This is a genomic window from Tessaracoccus defluvii (assembly GCF_014489575.1).
GTDB lineage: Bacteria > Actinomycetota > Actinomycetes > Propionibacteriales > Propionibacteriaceae > Arachnia > Arachnia defluvii.
Genome location: NZ_CP060789.1, coordinates 713,684 through 735,479 on the forward strand (window position 1 = coordinate 713,684; position 21,796 = coordinate 735,479).

At 64.8% G+C, this 21,796-nt stretch carries 15 protein-coding genes and 2 pseudogenes; 4 read left to right on the forward strand and 13 right to left on the reverse strand.

The features are described 5' to 3' along the window. The first annotated feature begins 1 nt into the window (after window position 1). The gene (locus H9L22_RS03325; RefSeq protein ID WP_187721585.1) at window positions 2-1,036 is read left to right on the forward strand and encodes a hypothetical protein; all 1,035 of its coding nucleotides are present in this window, start codon (window positions 2-4) and stop codon (window positions 1,034-1,036) included. A 90-nt stretch (window positions 1,037-1,126) separates the two neighbouring features. Here the strand turns inward: H9L22_RS03325 and H9L22_RS03330 are convergent, their stop codons facing one another. The 5 genes from H9L22_RS03330 to H9L22_RS03350 form a co-directional block, all read right to left on the reverse strand. Further along, the gene (locus tag H9L22_RS03330; protein WP_187721586.1) at window positions 1,127-1,555 is read right to left on the reverse strand and encodes a hypothetical protein; all 429 of its coding nucleotides are present in this window, start codon (window positions 1,553-1,555) and stop codon (window positions 1,127-1,129) included. A 194-nt stretch (window positions 1,556-1,749) separates the two neighbouring features. Further along, window positions 1,750-2,994, reverse strand: coding sequence for an IS256 family transposase (locus tag H9L22_RS03335; protein ID WP_187721587.1), 1,245 nt, complete (start codon window positions 2,992-2,994; stop codon window positions 1,750-1,752). A 282-nt stretch (window positions 2,995-3,276) separates the two neighbouring features. Further along, complete coding sequence (locus H9L22_RS03340; protein ID WP_187721588.1) at window positions 3,277-4,635, reverse strand: IS256 family transposase; 1,359 nt, start codon at window positions 4,633-4,635, stop codon at window positions 3,277-3,279. Window positions 4,636-4,755: 120 nt separating this feature from the next. Continuing rightward, window positions 4,756-5,499 (reverse strand): ATP-binding protein, encoded by a 744-nt coding sequence (locus H9L22_RS03345; protein WP_187721589.1) that lies wholly within the window; start codon window positions 5,497-5,499, stop codon window positions 4,756-4,758. After that, complete coding sequence (locus H9L22_RS03350; protein WP_187721590.1) at window positions 5,496-5,840, reverse strand: hypothetical protein; 345 nt, start codon at window positions 5,838-5,840, stop codon at window positions 5,496-5,498. The genes H9L22_RS03345 and H9L22_RS03350 overlap by 4 nt, the downstream gene beginning before the upstream one ends. Between H9L22_RS03350 and H9L22_RS18445 the strand changes: the two genes are divergently transcribed. Together H9L22_RS18445 and H9L22_RS18450 are read left to right on the forward strand one after the other, a co-directional pair. Further along, a complete protein-coding gene (locus H9L22_RS18445; protein ID WP_226965777.1) occupies window positions 5,831-6,448 on the forward strand; it encodes a helix-turn-helix domain-containing protein in 618 nt (205 codons plus the stop codon). The genes H9L22_RS03350 and H9L22_RS18445 overlap by 10 nt on opposite strands. A gap of 2 nt (window positions 6,449-6,450) precedes the next feature. Next, window positions 6,451-6,900 carry an IS30 family transposase gene (locus H9L22_RS18450; RefSeq protein WP_264292598.1) on the forward strand — a complete coding sequence of 150 codons (450 nt, stop codon included), beginning with the start codon at window positions 6,451-6,453 and terminating at the stop codon, window positions 6,898-6,900. Between the two features lie 10 nt (window positions 6,901-6,910). Here the strand turns inward: H9L22_RS18450 and H9L22_RS03360 are convergent. The 5 genes and pseudogenes from H9L22_RS03360 to H9L22_RS03380 form a co-directional block, all read right to left on the reverse strand. Further along, a pseudogene (locus H9L22_RS03360) lies at window positions 6,911-7,402 on the reverse strand (Mu transposase domain-containing protein); the annotation flags it as partial. A 94-nt stretch (window positions 7,403-7,496) separates the two neighbouring features. Further along, window positions 7,497-8,519 (reverse strand): tyrosine-type recombinase/integrase, encoded by a 1,023-nt coding sequence (locus tag H9L22_RS03365; protein WP_187721329.1) that lies wholly within the window; start codon window positions 8,517-8,519, stop codon window positions 7,497-7,499. Beyond that, window positions 8,506-9,480, reverse strand: coding sequence for a tyrosine-type recombinase/integrase (locus H9L22_RS03370; protein WP_187719971.1), 975 nt, complete (start codon window positions 9,478-9,480; stop codon window positions 8,506-8,508). The genes H9L22_RS03365 and H9L22_RS03370 overlap by 14 nt, the downstream gene beginning before the upstream one ends. Then, a complete protein-coding gene (locus tag H9L22_RS03375) occupies window positions 9,477-10,721 on the reverse strand; it encodes a tyrosine-type recombinase/integrase (protein WP_187719970.1) in 1,245 nt (414 codons plus the stop codon). Before H9L22_RS03375 ends, H9L22_RS03370 begins: the two co-directional genes overlap by 4 nt. A 136-nt stretch (window positions 10,722-10,857) precedes the next feature. Next, window positions 10,858-11,616: pseudogene (locus H9L22_RS03380) on the reverse strand (DDE-type integrase/transposase/recombinase); the annotation flags it as partial. 437 nt (window positions 11,617-12,053) lie between these two features. Here H9L22_RS03380 and H9L22_RS03385 point away from each other — a divergent pair. Continuing rightward, on the forward strand, window positions 12,054-13,208 hold the full coding sequence (locus tag H9L22_RS03385) for an IS110 family RNA-guided transposase (RefSeq protein ID WP_187721591.1): 1,155 nt from the start codon (window positions 12,054-12,056) through the stop codon (window positions 13,206-13,208). A 10-nt stretch (window positions 13,209-13,218) separates the two neighbouring features. On the opposite strand, the gene H9L22_RS03390 is transcribed toward H9L22_RS03385, so the two are convergent. The 3 genes from H9L22_RS03390 to H9L22_RS03400 form a co-directional block, all read right to left on the reverse strand. Beyond that, window positions 13,219-14,384 (reverse strand): IS3 family transposase gene (locus H9L22_RS03390; RefSeq protein WP_182784986.1). Its coding sequence is split into 2 segments (ribosomal slippage): window positions 13,219-14,138 and window positions 14,138-14,384, totalling 1,167 coding nucleotides; the frame shifts between segments, so codons are not numbered across the junction. 207 nt (window positions 14,385-14,591) lie between these two features. Next, window positions 14,592-15,149 (reverse strand): hypothetical protein, encoded by a 558-nt coding sequence (locus tag H9L22_RS03395; protein ID WP_187721592.1) that lies wholly within the window; start codon window positions 15,147-15,149, stop codon window positions 14,592-14,594. 134 nt (window positions 15,150-15,283) lie between these two features. Continuing rightward, the gene (locus tag H9L22_RS03400; protein WP_226966258.1) at window positions 15,284-21,631 is read right to left on the reverse strand and encodes a DNRLRE domain-containing protein; all 6,348 of its coding nucleotides are present in this window, start codon (window positions 21,629-21,631) and stop codon (window positions 15,284-15,286) included. Window positions 21,632-21,796 lie beyond the last annotated feature (165 nt).

Below are 21,796 nucleotides of genomic sequence, written 5' to 3' on the forward strand. Positions count from 1 at the left end.
CATGAGCGGCGACAGACACATCATCAATGGAGTGGAGGAGCTCGCTGCGCATCTCCCCGAGATGATGGGCTACCAGCTGGCAGCAGACGACACCACCTTCGCACTCTTCAGCCAAGGCGTTTCCATCGCCACCGGAAACATCGGTGGCGACGCGCCGCTGCAGCTGCTTCCAGACCACTTCCGCCAGATGCGTCCAACGCTGCCGCCCGACTGCAGCGTCGCGGTGTTCGGGTGGGACACAGCATTCAGGGAACGAACCGAGGCCATCGCTCGGGGGTTCTACCAAGCCGGCTTCGACGTCCAACTGCTGGGCACCATCGAGCACGGCTCCGTGACTTGCCAACCGTTGTTTGACCCGGCATCTCGCATCACCAAGATGATTCCGACTGTCGGCAAGCTCGGTGTGCGGGATCAGACCTTTGAGACGCGGGAAGCGGCGATGGCCGACGGGACTCGTAGTGGAACCCTGCGGGGAGTCCTCACGCCGGATGGTGCCGAGCTTCCAGCTCTAGATCAAGCCGAGTGGACCCGGGTGAACCTGGAGCTGATGCACAAGGGAGTCGAGGTCAGCGTCGAGGAGAAGTCAGAGATGATCGCCTTCCTGGCCGATCCCGTGGTGAGGGACGCTGTGGCTGTGTGGATCATCCAGGACGACCAGTGCGATGCGTTCCTGAGTCTGTGGCATGAGGCCCACCCTGATGACCAACGTCCCCTCGCACCCGTCGCTGCCCTGATGCAGCTAGTGGGGACAGGAGCCAGCGGGAAGGCGCACGCGATCCTCGGATGCAGCGACCCCGACGATGCATTGCTGCCCTGGCTCGACCAGGTGCTCACGCTCGCGCGAACTCCACAGGACGTGCAGGACGCAGTCCGGCGGATCGACCCGGACACCGATCTGTGCTGGGCGGAATGGGATCAGATCCTCGGCAAGGAACGAGACCTTCCTCCGACCGAGACCGCCCTGGCCACCTATGCCAGGACCGAGGTGGCATTCCAGGAGATGAGCCAGACATTGGATCGCGGCATCGACATGTGATCTCGCCAAGACGATAGCGTTGTAGCTGTAGCCACCCGCCGACATCGCTGACACACGAGAGGCCCGCACCGATCTTGGTGCGGGTCTCACTCAACGCCTGGGGCTATTCTGCGGAATCGGTCGGTGCGGGCCGTGTCTGATCTCCGCCACCCGTCTCGGCTGTCGCCTTACCTCACGGTCCTGCAGGATCCATTCGATCACTGCGCGGATGAGCCCAAGCCAGGCGTAGACCGTAACTAGACCGACGAGCGGGTCGCCCAGGTCGTTGAGTCTCTTCGAGGCAGCCGGGAAGGCGCACATCAGAGCCCCAACAGCAGCGAGTAGCCCGAGCGGTGCAAGGGTGTCGAGACAGATCCGTTTTGCGGCATCGGAGGGCGGCAGCAGGCTGAGCATCACGACACCGATCACCGGGGGCAGCAAGACAGCACCGATCACCACCAGTTGATCCAGCGGGACACGAGCGATCGAAACCATCCACACCAGCAGAGCAACGGCCACGGGGACCAGGGCGAGCTTCATCCAGAACGCCAGGCGCAAACCCGTGATCGAGGCCCGCTCCACTGGTGCCGGGACTCGCCCGTTCGGCCCGCGTCGCAGAACGATCTCCCCTATCTACCGGTACTTGAGTGGCTCGACCGACTTCAGAGTGACCAAACCAATTTCTGCAGAATCGGGTCAAGTCCAGTGGAGTGGTGTAGCGGGGGTTCCTTCGTTTAGGCGGTGAGGGCGAGGGGTTCGGTCACCTCCTCGGTGTTGGTGCCGGGGAGGGTTGTGAGGCGGCAGCGGGTGAGGATGTCGAGGCCGAGGTAGCGGCGACCTTCGGCCCATTCGTCGGTCTGTTCGGCCAGGACGGCCCCGACGAGCCGGATGATGGCTTCCCGATTGGGGAAGATGCCGACGGCGTCGGTGCGGCGCCTAATCTCCCTGTTGAGGCGTTCGGCGGGATTGTTCGACCAGATCTGGGTCCACACGTCCTTCGGGAAGGCGGTGAAGGCGAGCACGTCGGCTCGGGCCTGGTCGAGGTGCTCGGCGACGGCGGGTAGCTTCTCGGCGGTGTAGTCCAGCAGCCGGTCGAACTGGGCCTCGACGGAGGCGGCGTCGGGTTGGTCGTAGACGCAGTGCAGCATCGCCTTGACCGCCGGCCACATCGTCTTGGGGGTGACGGACATCAGGTTGGCGGCGTAGTGGGTTCTGCAGCGCTGCCAGATCGCGCCGGGCAGGTTCGCGCTCACGGCTTCGACCAGCCCGGCGTGGGCATCACTGGTGACCAGACGGACGCCGGCCAGGCCGCGGGCGACCAGATCGGCGAGGAACGTGTTCCAGGCGCTGCGGGTTTCGGAGGTGGCGACCTGCAGGCCCAGCACTTCGCGGTGTCCATCGCCGTTGACGCCAGTCGCGACCAGCGCGACGGCGTTGATCACCCGGCCGCCCTCGCGGACCTTCATCGTCAATGCGTCGGCGGCGACGAACGTGAACGGCCCCGCCTCGGACAGGGGGCGGTGGCGGAACTGGTTGACGTGCTCGTCGAGGTCGGCGGCCATCCGGGAGACCTGGGACTTCGACAGGCCGTCGATTCCCAACGTCTTGACGAGCTTGTCCATCCGGCGGGTCGACACCCCGGCGAGGTAGCAGTCCGCGATCACCGTGATCAAAGCGGCTTCGGCGCGTTTGCGGCGCTCCAGCAGCCACTCCGGGAAGTAGGTCCCCGAACGCAGCTTGGGGACGGCGACATCGACGGTGCCGACGCGGGTGTCCAAGGGCCGGTGGCGGTAGCCGTTGCGCTGAACCAGCCGGCCCGGCGAGGCCTGTCCCCATTCGGCGCCGCAGACCTGGTCGGCATCAGCAGACAGGAGCTGGTTAATCATGTTCTGCAGCAGGCTGCGCATCATGTCCGGCGACGCTTCGGCCAGCAGGTTGCCCAGCACGTGGGCGGGGTCGACAATGTGAGGAGCGGTCATCGTGGCGATGTCCTTTCGAGAGAGCTTTGCAAGGGTGAACTCGAAGGATCCCACGGTGACCGCGCTGACGTCCCTGACGGTCACGGCCACCGAGGGCTACACCACTATGAGGGACTTAACTCAGAATCGGCCCGCGCGGGCCATGTCTGTTCCTCCGCCAGCGTCTGGGCTGGCACCTTACCTCACGGTCCTGCAAGATCCATTCGATCACTGCACGGATGAGCCCAAGCCAGGCGTGAGCCTGTCAAGTTGTCTGTGTAAGGAGTTCGGTCTCCGGGGTGTCTAGAGGTAGGGGTTGATCCGGTCGGGGTAGGCGATCGCGAGTTGGGCGAGGGCCTGTTTCCAGTTCGTGGTGACCTGCCCCTCGACGAGGCGGCCTTCGGCGTTGCGTTTCTCTCCCTTCTTGCGTCCTTTCTCCTTGGCGCGGTCGCGGGCCCGTTTGTCTTCGATGTTGCAGATCGCCAACCAGAGGAGCTTCACCGCGGCCTCGTCGGAGGGGAAGTGGCCGCGGTTCTTCGTGACTTTACGCAGCTGGTAGTTCAGCGACTCGATCGCGTTGGTGGTGTAGATCACCCTGCGCAGCATCGGCGGGAACGCCAGGAACGGCACGAACCGGGTCCAGGCGTCGGTGAACACGCGCACCGTGTTCGGGTTCGCCCGGCCGAGCTCCGAGGCGGCGAACTCGTCCAGTTCGGCCCTCGCGGCAGGCTCGTCGGGAGCTTGGTAGATCGGCTTCAACGCCGCCGCCATGGCCTTGCGGTCCTTGTAGTTGACGAATCGCATCGCGGAGCGGATCAAATGGACCACGCAGGTCTGAACGGTCGACTGGGGCCAGGTCGCCTCGACGGCCTCGGGGAAACCGGTCAGGCCGTCGCAGCTCACGATCAGCACGTCACGCACGCCGCGGTTGGCGAGCTGCGCGCAGACCCCGGCCCAGAACTTCGCCCCTTCGGCGGCCTGGATCCAGATCCCGAGGACGTGTTTGATGCCGTCGATGTCGACCCCGACAGCGATGTGAGCGGCCTTGTTCCGCACATGCGCGCCGTCGCGGACCTTCACGATCAACGCGTCGAGATAGATCACCGGGTAGAACGAGTCCAGCGGCCGCTGCTGCCAGATCATCACCTCATCGGCGACCTCGTCGGTGATCTTCGAGATCGTCTCCCTCGAGATCTCGGTCCCGATCGTGGAGACCAGATGGTGCTCGATGTCACGGACCGTCATCCCGCCCGCATACAAGCTGATGATCATGTCATCGAGGCCTGACAGGCGCCTGGAGCCCTTCGGGACCAGCATCGGGGTAAACGACCCGTCCCGGTCGCGGGGGATCGCCAGATCCACGTCTCCGACGCTGGTGGCCACTGTCTTCGGATACGACCCGTTGCGCGAGTTCGGGAACATCGCGGCATCCGGGTCGCCCTTGTCGTAGCCGAGATGGTCGGCCAGCTCGGCCTGCAGGCCCCGCTCGAGGCCGGCCTTGATCAGCTGCTGGATCAGCCCGTCACGGCCTTCCAGCTGGACGTCGCCGGCATCGATGCGGGCATACAGGTCATCCAAGGCCCCGGAGGCCTCCAACGCGGCCACGCCGTCGCGCTGCGCACGGCGCCGCTCCTCACGGTCGAGTTTGTCTATCACGGTCATCATGAGTATTCGAGGCTGACGGGACCACCGGATCTTGCCTTTGGGGGCCGGTGATATTGGGCTTTGGGGCCACCGCCGGCGCTGGTGGGGGCCACTGTTCCTCCACCAGCGCCTGTCTGGTCACTTCATGGCGGTGTGTTCTCGCATGTTGTGGTTGCCGGTGTCGATCCAGATGGTGTTGTGGACGATGCGGTCCATGATGGCGTCGGCGTGGACTCCGCCACCGAGGCGGCTGTGCCAGTCCTTCTTCGCGTACTGAGTGCAGAAGACGGTGGAGGTGGTGTCGTAGCGGCGCTCGAGGAGTTCCAGGAGCATGCTGCGCATGCTCTCGTCGGGTGGGTCGAGGAGCCACTCGTCGATCACGAGCAGGGTGAAGGCGGCGTATTTGCGGAGGAACTTCATCTGCCCTTGGGGCTTGTCCCGGGCGAGGTGCCAGGCTTCGGCGAGGTCTGGCATCCGGATGTAGTGGGCCCGGATCCGGTGCAGGCAGGCCTGTTTCGCCAGTGCGCAGCCGAGGTAGGACTTCCCGGAGCCGGTGAAGCCTTGGAACACGACGTTGTGAGAGCGTTCGATGAACGAACACGTCGCGAGCTGCGCGATCATGCCCCGGTCCAGACCGCGTTCATCGACGAGATCGAGACGTCGCAGGTCCGCGGTGGGGTAACGCAGTCCGGCTCTGCGGATCAGGCCATCGACTTTGGAGTGGGTGAAGGCTGAGTGGGCCTCGTCCACGATGATCTGGATCCGTTCCTCGAACCCGAGACCGAGCACGAGTTGCTCGTCCTGGGCTTGGAAGGCCTCCAGCAGCGGGGTGGCTCCCATCTCGCGGAGTTTGCGTTTGGTCTCGACGTCCAGGCTGCTCATCGGCTGCTCCGCTCTGCGTAGTAGTCGGCGCCGCGGACGTAGCCGCCGGCATCGACGGGCTCGGGCATGGGTCGCTTGTCCTGCCCGGTGTCCAAGATGGGTTTGAGATGGACGTAGCGCGGCGACCTGACCCCGCTGGCGAGGGCGAGCTGGCAGGCGTCCTCCACGCGGTCGGCGGAGAATCGCCGAGACAGCCGCAGCACCGCCAACGCCGGGTCCAGACCCTGCTCATCGATGGACACGGATTCGAAGACCTGGTCGATGACCGTCTGCGTCGCGGGGCCGATCCTGGCTGCCCATTCCCGGATGCGGGCGGCGGCAGTGTCATACCGTGGAAGCAACACTGCAGGTTGATGAGAGGTTCTCCGGCGTGACGCAACGACGACCACTGACCGCCCACGACAGGGCCGAGATCTCCACAGGTCTGAAGGCCGGCTGGGGTATCCGACGGATCGCGGTCCACCTTGACCGGGCCCCGTCCGTCATCAGCCGTGAAGTCCGTCGTAACGCCACCAAGACCTGCGGCTACCGCGTGGTCCGAGCCGACGTCGAGGCCCAGCGCCGCCGCCGACGCCCCCAGACCCGCAAAATCGATGCCGACCCGGTACTGCGGGCCCGCGTGCTGGGCGACCTGAAACGATCCCGAACACCACGCCAGATCGCTGGACGGTTGCGTCTGGAGGCCACTGACCCCACTGTGGAGACCATGGTCCACTCCACACCCGCTGATGGTGCTCAGGTCTCCCATGAGGCGATCTACCGGTTCATCTACGCCCTCCCCAAGGGCGAGCTGGCCCGTAACTCGGTGATGCTCAGGTCCAAGCGCACCAGCCGTAAACCACGCTCAAAGGAAGGGCGCGGAGCGCCGATCGTCGCGATGGTCTCGATCGATGACCGGCCCGCTGACGTCCCGAACGCAGGATCCCCGGCGCGTGGGAGGGAGACCTGATCATCGGTGCCCACGGCAAATCAGCGGCAGCCACGCTGGTTGAACGCGTCACCCGTTTCACAGTCATCTGCGGCCTTCCCGAAGGGAAGAAAGCCGTCGCGGTAGCCGACACGGTGGCCGAGCGGATGTGGCCCTTCCCTGAGGTACTACGAACCTCGCTGACCTGGGACCAGGGCACAGAGATGGCCGAGCATGCCCGGTTGACCGCTGCTGTGAACCTGCCTGTCTACTTCGCCCATCCCCGCTCGCCATGGGAACGGGGCACCAACGAAAACACCAACGGCCTGATCCGGGAGTACCTACCCAAGGGGACCTACATCACCAGCAACCAGGCCTACCTCGACGCGATCGCTGATGAACTCAACGACCGCCCCCGAGCATCCCTTGGCTTCTACACCCCAAGAGAAAAATTCGAAGCCCTCCTCGCAGCCGATGTTGCTTCGACGAATTGACACCGCCGGCATCCCAGGGCTGATACCGCTCGCCGGTGGGTAGGTCGGCCTCGGCTGTGCGCCAACCACCGGCCGAGCCCTCCGGCAGCAGCAGATGGCTGCTCAGCCGCTGAGAGCCGGCGAAGACTTCCAGAACACGGTCAGTGATCCGAAGGTCGACCTTCGCACCGATGTGGAGATATGGCACCGAGTAGTGGTTCTTCTCCCAGACCACGTGCCCGCTGCGGTCGACGCGGCGGCCGTAGATCCAGCGGCTGATCTCATAGGAGACCTGCGGCAACGGCCTCAGCAGCGGCTGTTCCTCCGAGATGAACACACTCGCCCGTGAGCCGGGACGCTTCTGGAAGGGCTCAGCATTGTAGGCCGCGACCCGGCCCTCAATCGCCGCGGCCAACTCCGGCAACGACGTGAACACCTTGTCCCTGAGAGCGGCGATCACCCACGTCGCGACATGGGCCACGGTGTTCTCCACTGAGGCCTTGTCCTTCTTATCCCGAGTTCGGGATAAAAAGGACTATCCCGAGGATTGTGTTATCCCGAGCGCTGGTCGTCGCGCCTTGTCAGCGGTGGTAGGGACGGGTGGGTTCTCGGGATAATCATGTGAGTCCGGCGAGTTGGAGGATCAGGTCGTCGTTTCCTTTCCAGAGGGGTGCGGGGTCGGGTGTGGTGACGGCGGCTTTCTGGATCGCGTCGCGGACCATTTGGCTGTCGGCTGTGGCGTAGATGCTGGTGGTGGTGATGCTGGCGTGGCCGAGGAACTCCTTGATGTGGGGCAGCGGCACTCCGGCGCGCAGCATTTGCATGGCGCGGGCGTGCCGTAGCTGGTGGGCGTGGATCCGTTCAGGGAGTTCTGGGCAGTCGGTGCGCGCGTTCCTGGCGTGCTTGTTGAGCAGGAAGGTGACGTTGTCCTGGCTCATCGGCTGGGGTCGGCCCGAGCGGGTGGTGTAGAACAGCAGCGCCTCGGGCGCCGCCTTGCCTGGGTGGAAGACGCTGGCGTAGTGGTCGAGGTGGCGGCCGGTTTTGTCCATGATGGGAATGGTTCTGGTCTTGTGGCCTTTGCCGGTGACGGTCACCCTCCCGCGGCCGGGGGCGGTGTCGATGTCGGCGATCCGCAGGTCCAGGACTTCTTGGATGCGGGCGGCGGTGTCGAAGAGGAGCAGGATGAGCGTGGTGTCGCGGAGGCCTCGGCGGGTGTGTTGTCCGGGTGCGCGGATCAGGGCGTCGACGGCGGGGATGGTCAGCGGGTCGGGGGCGCGGGCAGGGGTGCGGGCGGGGCGTGTCTGCTTCACGTCCAGCCAAAGGGCCACGAGCGCTGGGTCTTCCCCAGCGCAGTAGGAGAGGAACGATTTGATCGCGGCCAGGCGTTGGTTCGCCGACGAGGCGGCCAGGTGTTGGGTGTCGGTCAGCCAGAGGGTGAACCCGGCGATGGTGGCGCGGTCGATGACGTCGAAGGTGACCTGGCTCAGCTCGAGGTGGCGGGTTTCACGCAGGTAGGTCAGCAGCATGGTCAGCGCGGTCTTGTAGGAGCGGATGGTGTGGGGGCTGAGTCTGCGTGCTCGGGGCAGGTGGATAGTCAGCCAGGAGCGGACGAGCCGGAAGAAGTCGTCAGAGGACTGCATGGGACGCCTCCGGGAGGGTGGTTTCGAGGTCGGTGTTGGCGAGTCGGCGCAGGTCGGGATGGAAATCTGGGGCGAGGTGGAAGTAGTACCAGGTGTCGTCGGGATTGGTGTGGCCCAGATGCAGGCTCAGGTAGATGACCAGCGCCTCTGGGTCGCGGCCCGCGCGGGCCCATCGGTTGATGACCTCGACGACGTGGGCGTGGCGAAGGTCGTAGACACGCGGCGGTGAGCCGGGGCTGGCCGTGATCGGCGGGTCGGCGCCGTCGAGTAGTTCGCTGAACCAGTGGTCGATGGTGCTTCGGCTGTAGAAGCCGCCCGTGCGGTTCGGGAAGAACGCGACCCGGTCCCGGTGGTGTGGGCTGATCGCGGTGTCGTATCGGCGGCAGTAGTCGTGCAGGTCGGGAGAGAGGAACACCAGCCGGTCCTTGTGTCCTTTCGATTCGCGGATGTGGATGGTGCCGTGGGCGAGGTCGACGTCGTTGCGGTGGAGCTGGCGGGCCTCGCCGGGTCGCAGACCCAGGCAGTAGATCATCCGGAACATCACCGGGATGATCAGATGCCGCAGCGCGCCGTAAGGGGACTCGGTGATTCGGTCGGCCGCGTCGAAGATCGCCCGTAGCTGCGAACGGGTGTAGAGGTGCGGGCGGTAGCGGATCTGCTTGCCCGGAATGCCTTGCGGGATCACGTAGGCGTCGACCCCGAGCCCGGTCATGTGTTTGGCCAGCTGCCTGACGGGGGTGATCCTTCGCATCTGCCCGTTGACGTGCTCGCCTGGCCGGCCGGCGGCCCATTTCATGGCCATCTCGCGGGTCAGGGTGGTCTGCCCGGGATCCGCCGCGGCGCACATCGCGTCGAAATCGTGCAGATGCCGCTGCGATGTCGTGTAGGGCAGCCCGAGCGCGTGCTTGACCTGCAGGAGGGACTGGATGTGCGTGGCCAAGCCACTGACCAGCCCGGTCACGGCCGGGCCTGGTCCGGTTCGATGCCTACGAGGTCCAGACAGCACTGCCGCATTCGGTCTTCGTCGGCGGCGAGGTAGTGCTTCGCGGAGTCGATTCCCCGATGCCCCAAGGCGCCGGCGATCACCGGCAACGGCGTGTCCCGCTCGAGCATCCTGGTCGCCAACGATGCCCGCAGCACCCGCATCCCGCGGCCCGCCTCGCCGGTCGAGGCGGCATGGGTGCGGGCGAACGCCCCTGCCGCCACGTGATACAGATCACTCGACGGCGACAAGGCGACATGCGGGGCCTGCGATCTCAGGAACACGTGATCGTCGCCGACGCCAGCAGGTCTATCGTGGAGGAGATACTCGGCGATCGCGGTACCCACATCCGCCAACAGCGGCAGCGTCAACACCGTCGCCGTCTTGCGCTGGATCAGCGTGATCTGGCCCTGCCGCCAATCGATGTCTTGCAGCCGCAGGCCAGCGATATCGCCCGGACGCAATCCCGTCCGGGCCGCCAACAGCAGCATCGCCCGGTCCCGGCGGCCGGTCAGAGTGCCAGGATCAGTCGAATCGACCAACTGCTCAACGGCGCGCGCCGACAGTACCCTCACCGCGTGGATGCGTCGGGAGAACACCGCCGGAACCGCGCCGTCCAGCCCCGCGCGCAGACCGGCGTCCTCCAGGAAGCGGCACCACACCCGCAGCGCGGTCACCACGGTGCGCATACTGCCCGGCCGGTAGCGTCCACCCAGGAACACCACCGCCGCGGACACGTCCTCACGCGACAGCTGCCGCACGTCGGTGATCCCCCGTTCGGGCAGCCAGGCCAGCACTGTTCGGGCCACGGTCGCATACAGATGCTGAGTGTCGAGCGCCAACCCGCGGCCCGTCAGCCACTCCTCGAACTGATCCTGGACCCGACGCAACACCGCCTCCAGGCCGTCGTTGGGATGCCTCCGCCGGGACACCGACCACCTGTAGGTCCCGGTCCTGGCCACCTCCGACAACACCAGCACGGCCTTGCGCAGCAGCTTGCGCTTCCAGTCCTTGATCCGGCCCAGTCCATGCTCTCCCGCCACGAAGCACAAGAACTCGGCCGTGATCTCGTCTGTGAGCTCATCGTCGCCTCGCTGGGAACAGAACAACTCCACCTGCGACCACGCCCACCGGTACTGCCACAACGTCGACGGCGCAAGCCCCAGCGCGGTCACAGCCGAGTCAGTCCGCGCGATCAACTCCCCAACAGGAACACTCATGACCCCTCACCTCCACTTGAAGAACTACAGAGATGAGGAACATAGACATGCTCGGTTATCCCGAGAAAGCACCCGTCCCTACCACCGCTGACAAGGCGCGACGACCAGCGCTCGGGATAACACAATCCTCGGGATAGTCCTTGGGTTTCCTCACCCGGCCTGGCAGCACCGCCGCAGAGTAGTGCGCCGCCATCTCCCGATACGAATCGTTCAACACGACCTCACCCTCCCGGGGATGCTTCACCACCCCGGTCTTCAAATTGTCCGGAACAATCCGCGGGACCGACCCACCGAACGCGGCGAACATCGCCACGTGTGCCCGCAGCCACGTGTCCTGCTTCATCTCCAGCGCGGGATAGACGAACGCGAACCTGCTGAACGGCAAACACGCCACGAACAAGTAGACCTTCGACACCTCCCCGGTCGCCGGGTTCGTCAGTTCCATCGTCGGCCCCGACCAGTCGACCTCCACGCTCTGCCCGGCCTTGTGGCCCACCCTCGACGAAGCCCCCGTCACCAGCACGTGGCGCTGGTAGGTCTTGCAGAACCGGTCATAGCCCATCGCCGGCACCCGCTCCGCGGCGCACGAGTCGGTGTATTCGCCGTGGAGTAGTTTCAGCGTGACCCCGACCCGGGCCATCTCCTTGTGGACCTGGTCCCAGTCCGGCTGAGCGAACACCGTCTCATGCTCACCGCGTCCCGGGAACAACAAGCCATAGACCTCGCCGTCGGGCAGGTCGGACACGTCATCCCACGACACCCCAGCCGCGTCCGCGGCCTCCAACACCGCCGTCACCGACTTGCGTGACATCTACTGCGACGCGGCGATCGCCCGCCCCGACAGCCCCTCGGCACGAAGCTGCAACACCAGCTTCGCCTTGATCTTTCGTACCATCGAAGAATCTCCTTCCGCCGCGTGCCCTATACACACGGCGGGAGGAGCCTAGAATCCAGCGGCCCCCAACCACGCCACCGCTGGCCCCCAACGAGACGATCCACGCCACCAGCCAGTGGCCCCCAAACACACGATCACCGGACCCCAGCAGCGCTGATATTCACATCATTCTGCTTTCGTGTCAGGAGCCACCCCTTACACAAACCATCTGACATGCATGCTGGTATGACGGTGCGGGGGTCGTGACCCGAAATCTGACTGGCGTCCTGCTGGGCTGCCGATGGTTTGATCAGTCCGGCTCCCGCGCCTTCTGACGGCACCGGCCGGTCGGGCATGACCTAATACGAGCCTGACCCCGTCGCAGGAGGCCTGGTGCATGTCCTGTCTGACCGATCCGGCCGGTGTCGACCCCACTGGATCGGAAGGGCACTCCCAGCATGACAGAGCACCACCACCGGGTCGGCGGAATCGACTCCCACAAAGACAGCATCCACGCTGCGGTCATCGACGAGGTCGGGCATCACGTTGCCGATCGTGAGTTCCCGACCACGCAAGCCGGCTACCGTCGGGCGGTCGCATGGCTCATCGAGCACGGCCCCTTGACTGCGGTCGGGGTCGAAGGAACCTCGAGCTACGGCGTCGGCATCACCGCAGCCATCGCCGCGGCTGGCATCCGCGTAGTGGAAGTCAACCGCACCAGACCGGCCGAGCGGCGACGGCAGGGGAAGACAGACCGGCTCGACGCCTACCGTGCCGCCCGATCGGTGCAGTCGGGTGAAGCCACCACCGATCCGAAGAGCGCCACGATCGAACCGCTGCGTGCACTGAACGTGGCCCGTCGCTCCGCGGTCAAAGCTCAGCAAGTCGCTCTGCGGCAGATCGGCGCGGTGCTGATCAACGCCCCCGCGCATCTCCGGGATCGTTACCGAGATCTGAGCGACGCGAAGCTCGTCACCGCTCTTGCTGCCGTCCGGCCAGAGCAACACACTGATCCCGGTCTGGCCGACACCCTCCACTCCCTGCGTTCACTGGCACGCCGTCATCGCACCCTCGGCGAAGAGATCGCCGACATCGAGGCTCGCATGAGAGCACGTGCGACCGCCGCCAACCCCGCCCTCATGGCTGTCAAGGGAGTGGGTCCCGTTGTTGGCGCTCAGCTACTGATCACCGCCGGTGACAACCCTGACCGGCTCCGATCCTCCGCGTCCTTCGCTGCACTCTGCGGCACCGCTCCGATCCCTGTCAGCTCCGGCCGCACCGACCGGCACCGGCTCTCCCGCGGCGGAGACCGGCAAGCCAACGCCGCGCTGCACCACATCGTGAAAGTCCGACTCTCCTGCGATCCGGCCACCCGCGCCTATCGCGACGCTCACCTCGCGAAGGGATGGACGATCAAAGCCGTGTTCCGCGCGCTCAAACGCGCCGTCGCACGCGAGATCTTCCAGGCACTCACCGGGCACTGCGCCGTGCCCGACTACAGCGACCTCCGACCAGCCCGCCGAGCCAAGAACCTCACCCTCACCGCGGCCGCGGAACACCTCGGGGTCTGGCCATCCCGGATTGGACTGCGGGATGAAATCCGGACCGCTTGATATTCATGTTTCAGGCTGCCTTGTTGGTTTCGTACCAGTCCTGCTCTGCTTCGTTCGGGGTACGATATTGAAGCGCGGAATGCAACCGTTTCTGATTGTAACGCAACTCGATGTAGCGTGCAATATCCCGGATAGCATGCCGCCGAGTCGGATACACGGTCCGATGAACCCGCTCCACTTTCAAGGTCGCGTTGAACGACTCCGCCCACGCATTGTCATAGCAGATACCAGTCCGTCCGACCGACCGAACAATCCCAGCCGCGCGCGTGAACTCGGCAAACTCGGCCGACATGTATTGAGTCCCGCGATCCGAATGGAAAATCGTCTCCCCGCTGCGGATATGGCCATTACTGATCGCCATGGCCAGGGCGTCGGTGACCAGCTCGGTTCGCATGTGCTCGGCCATCGCGTACCCGACGACCTTCTTCGTGCAGCAGTCCAGCACGGTGGCCAGATACACCCACCCCTGCCAGGTCGGGATGTAGGTGATGTCCCCGACCAGCTTCAGCCCGGGCTCGTCGGCGGTGAAGTCCCTGTTGACCAGATCCGGCAGATCCTTCGCGTCAGCCGGGATCGTGGTCCTGGGCCCGCTGCGGCGCGGCTGACAAGCCACCAAGCCACGCTCGGCCATGATCGCACGCACCGTCTGCGGGTCACACGGCCTCCCGGCCCGCACCAAGGCGGCATGGATCCGTCGGTAGCCGTAGGTGGCGTCGGAGTCGGCGAACAGGACCTCGATGATGTCGCCGAGCTCGTCGCGCCACCGCTGGGTCACCGAGACCGGCCGGTTGAGCCACTCGTAGTAGCCGGCCCTCGACACCCTCGCCCACCGACACATGCTCCGGATCGAGTAGTTGCCTTCTTCGCTGTTGATGAACGCGTACTTCGCGGTCACCGGAACTCTTTGGCGAAGAAGGCCGCCGCTTTTCCCAGGAACTCCCGCTCGGCCTTCAACTCACGGACCTCCTTACGCAACCGTGCCAGTTCAGCACGCTCCGGTTCGCTGATCTCCGGTAACTCATCCGGGTGGTCCCGCCGATACGCATTCACCCAATTCCTGAGTGTTTCCGAGCCGATACCATGATCACGCGCGACCTCGGCAACAGTCCGCGACGACTCAATCACCGCACGAACCGCCTCCGCCTTGAATTCCGGGCTGAACTTCTTCCGGGTCATTCGATCCCTTCCATTTCTCCCACGGATTCTACCGGTGGGGGCTCTTGGTCCGGAAACAATCCCTCACCTCAGATCGGCGAACTCGAACTCGGCAGACGACCCAACGACGACCTCGCCCACCGCTACCGCGAATGGCTCACCGCCGCTTGACACGCAATAGGAGCATCACCCTCCCAGGCGTGGACCGTAACTAGACCGACGAGTGGGTCACCCATGCGGCTGAGGAGGAAAAACAGACACCGGTGTGCGGCCCACATAGCGTGCCGAAGCCCCCTCACTCCACCCCGGACCGTCCGTGGAGACCAACTCGTCACAGTCCTCGGCATAGAGAAACTCCAGGTTCCGTGCCGAAGAAAACACACCCAGGTCAGACATCCCCCTGAGACCCGTCAGGTGCAGCTCCCGCAGCGACGTCAACCCCTCAATACGTTCCACGCGGGCGTCCCACTTCGTCACCAGCGCGATGTCCAGCACCTCGACAGACTCCGGAAGACGCTGCGGCAACGTCCGCGGTCGATCCAGCCTGACCCGCTTCAACCGCGGCAACGACTCCAACCACAACGCCCACGGCCTGGTACAGGCGTCGAGGAACACCGACTCCAACAGCTCACCGCCAGCAGGGACAATCTTCCTGCCAGGCCCCACCTCGACGCCCAAATCCCGCAATTTCGGCAGAGACTCCAGCCGAAAGGTCCCCGAGCAGTAGGGCCCGATAGACAACTCCTCCAGATTCGGCATGCGGTCGATCGCCGAAAGATCACTCACTCCACTGCTAACAGTTAGGCCACGCCAACGCTCCCCCGGAAGCAAGTCATCGAGACTACCCTCGGGCCACTCCACACAGTTGATGAACCGGCTCACCACCGGCAACAGCGGCCGCCTATACAACCGGGTATACCTCATAATCCCCTCCAGTTTCGTTTAGTGGATCTGAGGAGATGTTGCCGTTTCGGCCCGATCGGGTTCACCTTGTTCAGGAGGTTCCTTTTACCGCCCAGCTTGTTAATCATGCGTTGCTCAGCAACCTCTCTGCGCGTCTTCGTCCCTTTAACAACATAGGTCTTGGCTTTTTTGACCTCGGCCTGAGTAAATTTCCCCTTCGCCACATGTTGCTGCAGGCGTTTACCAATCTTCGCCGACTGGCCTACATATTTGGCTCCCTTAGCGTTTTTGATGACATAGATGCCGCCCTTCAGTAGCTTGGCTGCCTTGTAAGCTCTATAACCCCATGCAATGCCTGCCGTGGCAGGTATGAAGCTTGCCGCCGTGAGCAGGATATCGACCTTGTGTTTCCAGAGGAAGGCCCCTACCTTCTTCAGCCAGCCTGCTTGCCCACTGATGTCCTCATCATTCACGGGGTCGTTGGGGTAGGTGTAGGGGGTGTCGTTGCCTCCGTAGATGGGGTCGTTGCTGGTGAACAGGCCCGTGGTGGGGTTGTAGAGGCGGGCTCCCATGAGGAGGATGCCTGTTGTTGTGGTGGTGCGTTGTTTGGCGCCGAGCCAGCCGTAGCCGTTACCTGCGGCTCCGCCGGTGCCGGTGGGTTGGGTGGTGATGGGTTGGCCGTATTCGGTGTACCGGGTCCAGGAGTCGAGCCCATCCGCGGCCGCGTCGCTGGTGTTGAGGGTGATGGTGGAGGCGACATCACCGCGGGGAGTGGTGAGAGCCAACTCGCCTCGGGTGGTGTCGTTCTCGGTGATGATCGACAGTGACAGGTCCCCGCTGACAAGGTCGGCGTAGACGGTGGTGGCCGTGCCGGTCATGGAGGCGTTGGTGATCCAGCCCGGATTGTCTGAGTTGTCGACGTAGTGGTTGGTGACGGTGCGGGCCTCCACGGTGGACGTTTCGGTGGATCGGCGCCCCGCCACGTCGAGGCCGTAGGTGAGGGTGGTGGTCCCTTGGGTGATGCTGCGGGCTGAGTCGTCGTCGTAGTAGCCCAACGCGATGTCAGCCTTGGCCGGGTCCGGTGCGTCGACAGCCGGGATCACCAATTGGCGGCCGAGCTGGTCGTAGGAGTAGCTGCCCGTGCCGTCCCCACCGGTCACCGGTCGGTCCGCGGCGTCGTAGCTGCGGGTCGTGGTCGGGGTGGTGGCGGTGCAGCTGGTGGCGGTGTTGGTGTTGGTTCCGGTGCGGTTCCCGCGGGCGTCGAATAGGTAGCTCCGCACGGTGCAACCGCCGTTTGCGGTGTCGCGGGCCTCGATGAGTCGCCCCGCCGAGTCGTAACGGTAGGCCACCTCTGCACTCTCCGGGGTAGTGGTGCCGGGCAGCACCTCGGAGGCTTCTGGGCCGTGTTCGGTGACGATCTGGCCCTTCGCGTTCGCGGTGATGGTCCAGCCCAACCATGCGGCCGGTTCCGTCCTGCCGGCTTGAGGGCCCCAGTAGCTTTGCGAGATCAGCTCTCCGGTCAGGTCATAGTCCGAGCGGCGTTCGATGTTGCCGGGGAGCTTCTCCAGGGTGAGGTTCCCTTGAGCGTCGTAGCCAGCGGTGGCGGTCGACGTGAAACCTCCGACCGTGGTGACCACCTTTGTCAGCAGCCCGCGATATTCGGCGTTGCCACCTGCATCGGTGCCGTCGTAGGTGTTGACGGTGACCGACTTCGGCGTGGTGACCTTCGCCACATCGCCTAGCTGGTTGTACTCGGTGGTGGTGGTCTCCGCGACCCCACCCGTGGTGATGGTGTAGGTCAGTTCACGGCCCCACGTGTCGTAGGTCATCGCGGTAGATCCCGCCGCGGACGAGGTGCCCGTGACGCGGCTATAGGTGTCGTAGCTGGTCGTCACCGCCGGGAGCGGGGTCGATCCGGTCAACCCGGTAACGCTCGTGGTGACAGTGACAGGGCGGGCCTGCGAGTCGAACGTCACGGTCTGGGTGCGGGTCACGGTCCCGGAGATGTCCTGACTGGTCGCGGCGGCTCCGTGCCACTGGTAGTCGCTGTGGATCGTCACCGGAATGGTGGTGCCAGCGGGTTGCCCGGCCGGGCCTTCCTTGCACACGTAGCCGGCCCATTTCGGCTGGTTGCCGCAGGCCGCGTCACGGGCGTTGCCGCCGGCCGACCAGTAGATGGTGGCCCGGGTGCCGGGGTCGCTGTTGGCAGCGCCTGGCTGGCGCTGTTCGGAGATGCGGCCCTGGTTGTCGTAGCGGGTCTCCTTGCGGATATCACTAGCGTCAGCGGTCCCGTTGGCGTTCATGTCGAGGGTGACGGAGGTGGCCTGCTTCAAGTCCCAGCCCGTCTTGTCTCCCGACACGAGCGCTTCATAGCCGGTGAAGGTCGTTGACAGGGTCTCCGCAACGGTCCCGTCGAGGCGTTCGGCTGTGATGGTCTCGGTCGTGGCTAGCGACAGGCCAGGGCTAGGGGCGCCCTGGTCGTAGGTGGTGGCCACGTGACGACGCAGCATCTCGGGCATGTCGGCGCCGGCCGCGAGGATCATCGCCGCTGGCGTGAACACGTCGGTCACCCGGGTACGGGCCGCCACCAGCACCGCCGTGCCGTCAGCGGACTTGATCTCATCCTGGTTGTATCGAGTGGACGTGGCCGCCGACAACGGATCCGGATACGCCGAGTTGTCGCCCTTCCGGAGCTCGGCAGTTGCCTGCGCGTCCCACGACTCGATGACGTTGTCCGAAGCGTCGTAGATCGCCGCGGTCAGCTGCCACTGCCCGCCGCCGTAGCGGCCCTGGTGGATGGTGTAGCCCTCCGCATCCGTGAGCCACACATCGGCGCGGCGCCAACTCTCATCCCCGGCAGCCGGGGTCGACGTAATAAGCGCGTCGGGGCCGAACACCGCGAACCCGGTGGTAGCGGTCCGGGGAAGGTTATAGCGGTCGAACTGGGCCAGGTCGACCCCAGCAATGCCCGCAGGGGCAACGCCGTAAACGATCCCTGCGAGCTGCGCAGTCCCACCGCCGGCCGTGGCCGGAACCGGGCGGGTAACCTTCGACAGCTTCCCATCAGTGCCATAGTCGTAGCTGTAGGCGGCCTGCCCAGCAGGGGTCAAGGATGCCAACTTGGGTTGCGGGTCGGCCCCGGTCCAGGTGTAGCTGGTCGTGAGTCCCGTGACCGCATCAGTCTGCGAGGTGAGCCTGCCAGCGGTGTAGGTGTAGGTCGACAGGACCCGGTCTGGATCCGTGTTGACCTGCGCGGAGACCTTCGACAGGCGGGTCGCTGCCCCGGTGCCGGTGTATTCCAGCTTCAGCACCCGGCACCCATCGGTCGGCGTCCCCGGCACGCAGCTGGTCACCCCATCCGGCAACGGCGCAATGATCGCGGTGACCTGCCCGGCGGTGTTGTACCGGTAGGCCGTCTTCTCGCCCGTGACCTTGTCCGTCACGCTATCAGTGACGAACTTCGCCTCCGCAGCGGCAGACGACAGCGCCGGGGCCGTGAACAACGTCTCGATGCCATCCTTGTCCTTCGCGGTCACCTTGATCTGACCGCCCTCGGTGGCGAGCTTCAAGGTCAGCTCGGTTGCCTCGGCGTCCGGGCCGATCGGGAGATAGTCACCTGCCTGCAAAGTGGTCGTGGTGCGCACCGCATCATTGGCGGGCCCGAACGGGAACACGTCCCCCTCAGCCGAAACCAACACCAGGGTGCCATCCACGAGGGTGTTGTCCGCCAACTCCATCTCCGAGACCCCCATAGGCCCGCCATCAAGCGAAGCAGTCCAGCCCGGGCCGAACACCGACTGCGCAACTGTCGTGTCACCAGCCCACGTCGAATGGGTCCTGGAGATCGACAACCCGCCACCCGGAGTAGCCAGATCCGCATCAGACTCGGACACCTGGAACTCGCCCGTCCACAACGCCACCTGACCGGTCGCGACCTCAGTAGTCGGGAACCCCGCACCAAACGCGTGCGGAACCCGCACCACCTCACGCGGCTCCGTGAACAGCGGCGTAGCGGTGCCGTACTGGAACTTCGCCCGGATCTCAAACACCGCCGAAACCCGCTTCGGGATGGTCGGGTTCGCAGCCAAGATCGACGCCGAATCAAACGACCCCGTGAACACGCCGGCCGCCGTCACCGCGGCCGGGATATCTGTCCAGGTCGCCCCGGACCCCTTCAACCGCCACTGCACCGCACCCGTCACAGCCGGCCCACTACCCTGCGGCGCACCAACAGCGGTGACCTTCACCGACCCATGCGTCGTCGACACACCCGCCGGAGCCGTCAACGACGGAGCCCCATACCCAAACGCGTACTTGGCGATCGGAGACTGCCGACCACCAATCGACGTCACGTACGCCTCCAGGCTGTGCCCGCCCGTGGTTCCACCAACTGAGGCAGAAGCGACCACCCGCGACGCGGTCAACGGTGTGAACGACTCGGTGCGCCAAGCGCCCCCATCGACCCGATACATCACAGATGTCGGAGCAGAATACGATGCAGTCGCAGAGTACAACCCGGTGATGGTGCAGGTCTCAGCGGCCCTCACCAACTCGTCCCAGGAACCGTTGCCGGATGGGCACGATATCGGAGGAGCGGTCGGAACCACGTACCCCGTCCTCACCTCAAAAGCAGGGCCCCACCCCGACCACGTGTGACCATCCGAGAGCGTCACCCGAAGCCACATCGTGGTGTTACCCGGCAGATCCACAGTCGGAACACACGACGCGCTCGACCCGCTAGCCACCCACACCCGACACAACTCCTCGGTCGCAGTCAACGACGACGCCGACGTGAACCGAGAAAACACCGCAGTCACACCATTGAGATCAGGGTCGCTCACCGTCGCCGACAGGGTCGGCCGCGAGTTCCCCACATACTTGAAGCCACCAGAGGTGATGTTCCCCGCAACCCACGGAGCAGGAGGAACATTCGGAGGCCGGTTGTACGACACCGCGATGACCGGCTTGTACGACCCCTCCGACGAGTGGAAACGCTTCCACCCCAGACTGTCCGTCTCATCATCAGCACGCAACATCATCCCGACCTGCGCCTGCGTCGTCGCCGACCACGCCTTAGCCTGCTCAGTCATGTTGATGTCAACGCGGCTGGCAGGACACGACGACGAGTACCCGAGAGCAGCCGACACCGATGCACGCTTCACACCGATCGACGGCTGAGCCGCCCACCTGGTAGCCGACGAAGCCAGCCCCGCATCATACGAACTGAACGACCGCGCAGTACACGACCACGAATGAGACTCAAACAGAGACAAGCTCGCGCCGAGGATCTGCCGGTTCTTGAACAACGCCGCATCAAAGTTGAGGTAACTCCTAGCCACCTGCCCAGACCCGTTGTTACCCAGCTTCAACTCAGCCGACGCTGACTGATCCGACGAGTAGCCCTGCTGCACGAACGTGTCAAACACCGGAGTCCCCGACGCATAGCCGTATGTCGGATCGATCACCACGGGGAACACCCGGGACTCATCCAACAACCACTCCTGATCAGCAACCACATCCACATCCCGAGTCACAGGACCAGACGTGCTGCCGGAACGAGCAGCCGGAGCCGGCGCAACCTCAAACTCGATCTGCTGCTCATCACCCCGCTCACCAGGAACCTCAGCCGACGAATCCCACATCGACGGAGCCACAAACACGCCCACCTGATCACCCAACTGGGACAGCTCCACCCCACCAGCATCCGTCTCCGACACCGGCACCTTCGACCGCAGCTTCAACGGCAACGACACCGACCCATCCGCACCGAACCGCTCCACCAAACCCGCAGCCGCCTCCGCAGACTTCACCACCCACAACACCTCGAAACCGCTAGAGCGGACCTCCACCGACAGATCCACCCCGACAAACACCTCCGGGTACACCGCCACAGACCCATCCAGCACCGGCACCGGCAACGTCACACCATCAAGACCAAGACCCATCTCGTCCGCAGAACCCGCCGCGAACACCACCAACTCCTCGGAACCAGTGCCGAGCTCCACCTCCACCGGCATCGCTATCGGCGCGACAGACCCGTCACTGGCCGCCACCAACGTGGTGTCAATATCGCGCCACCCATCCGCAGCAGCCGCGTCCTCGAACCGCACCGGCGCGAACGCCGTCTCCTCCTCCACAGAACCATCCGGATGCGCCCACACCCGCATCGTCTCCGTACGCTCAGACAACACCTCAACCCGCACACCCTGCACACGCGCCGTCACCGACGCCGACGTCCAATCCGGCCGCGACACCTCACCAACAGGTTCCGGCTCTGGATCACCCGGGTCCGCCCACGCGGGCGACACCCCCGCCACCAAAGCAACCGACACAAACAGCCACAACACACAACGCCACACACGCATCAACGGGCCAACCTTTGGCAACGACGGAGGCCCCAATGCCTCAACAAGTGAGCACACTATGCACCACTCGACTAAGTAGGAGCAACTGCCTCTACCCCTCGATCACGTTGACAAGCCTGGCCTCCCGCCCTAACCCTGGAAGTCACCTATCGTTTAGCGATCACG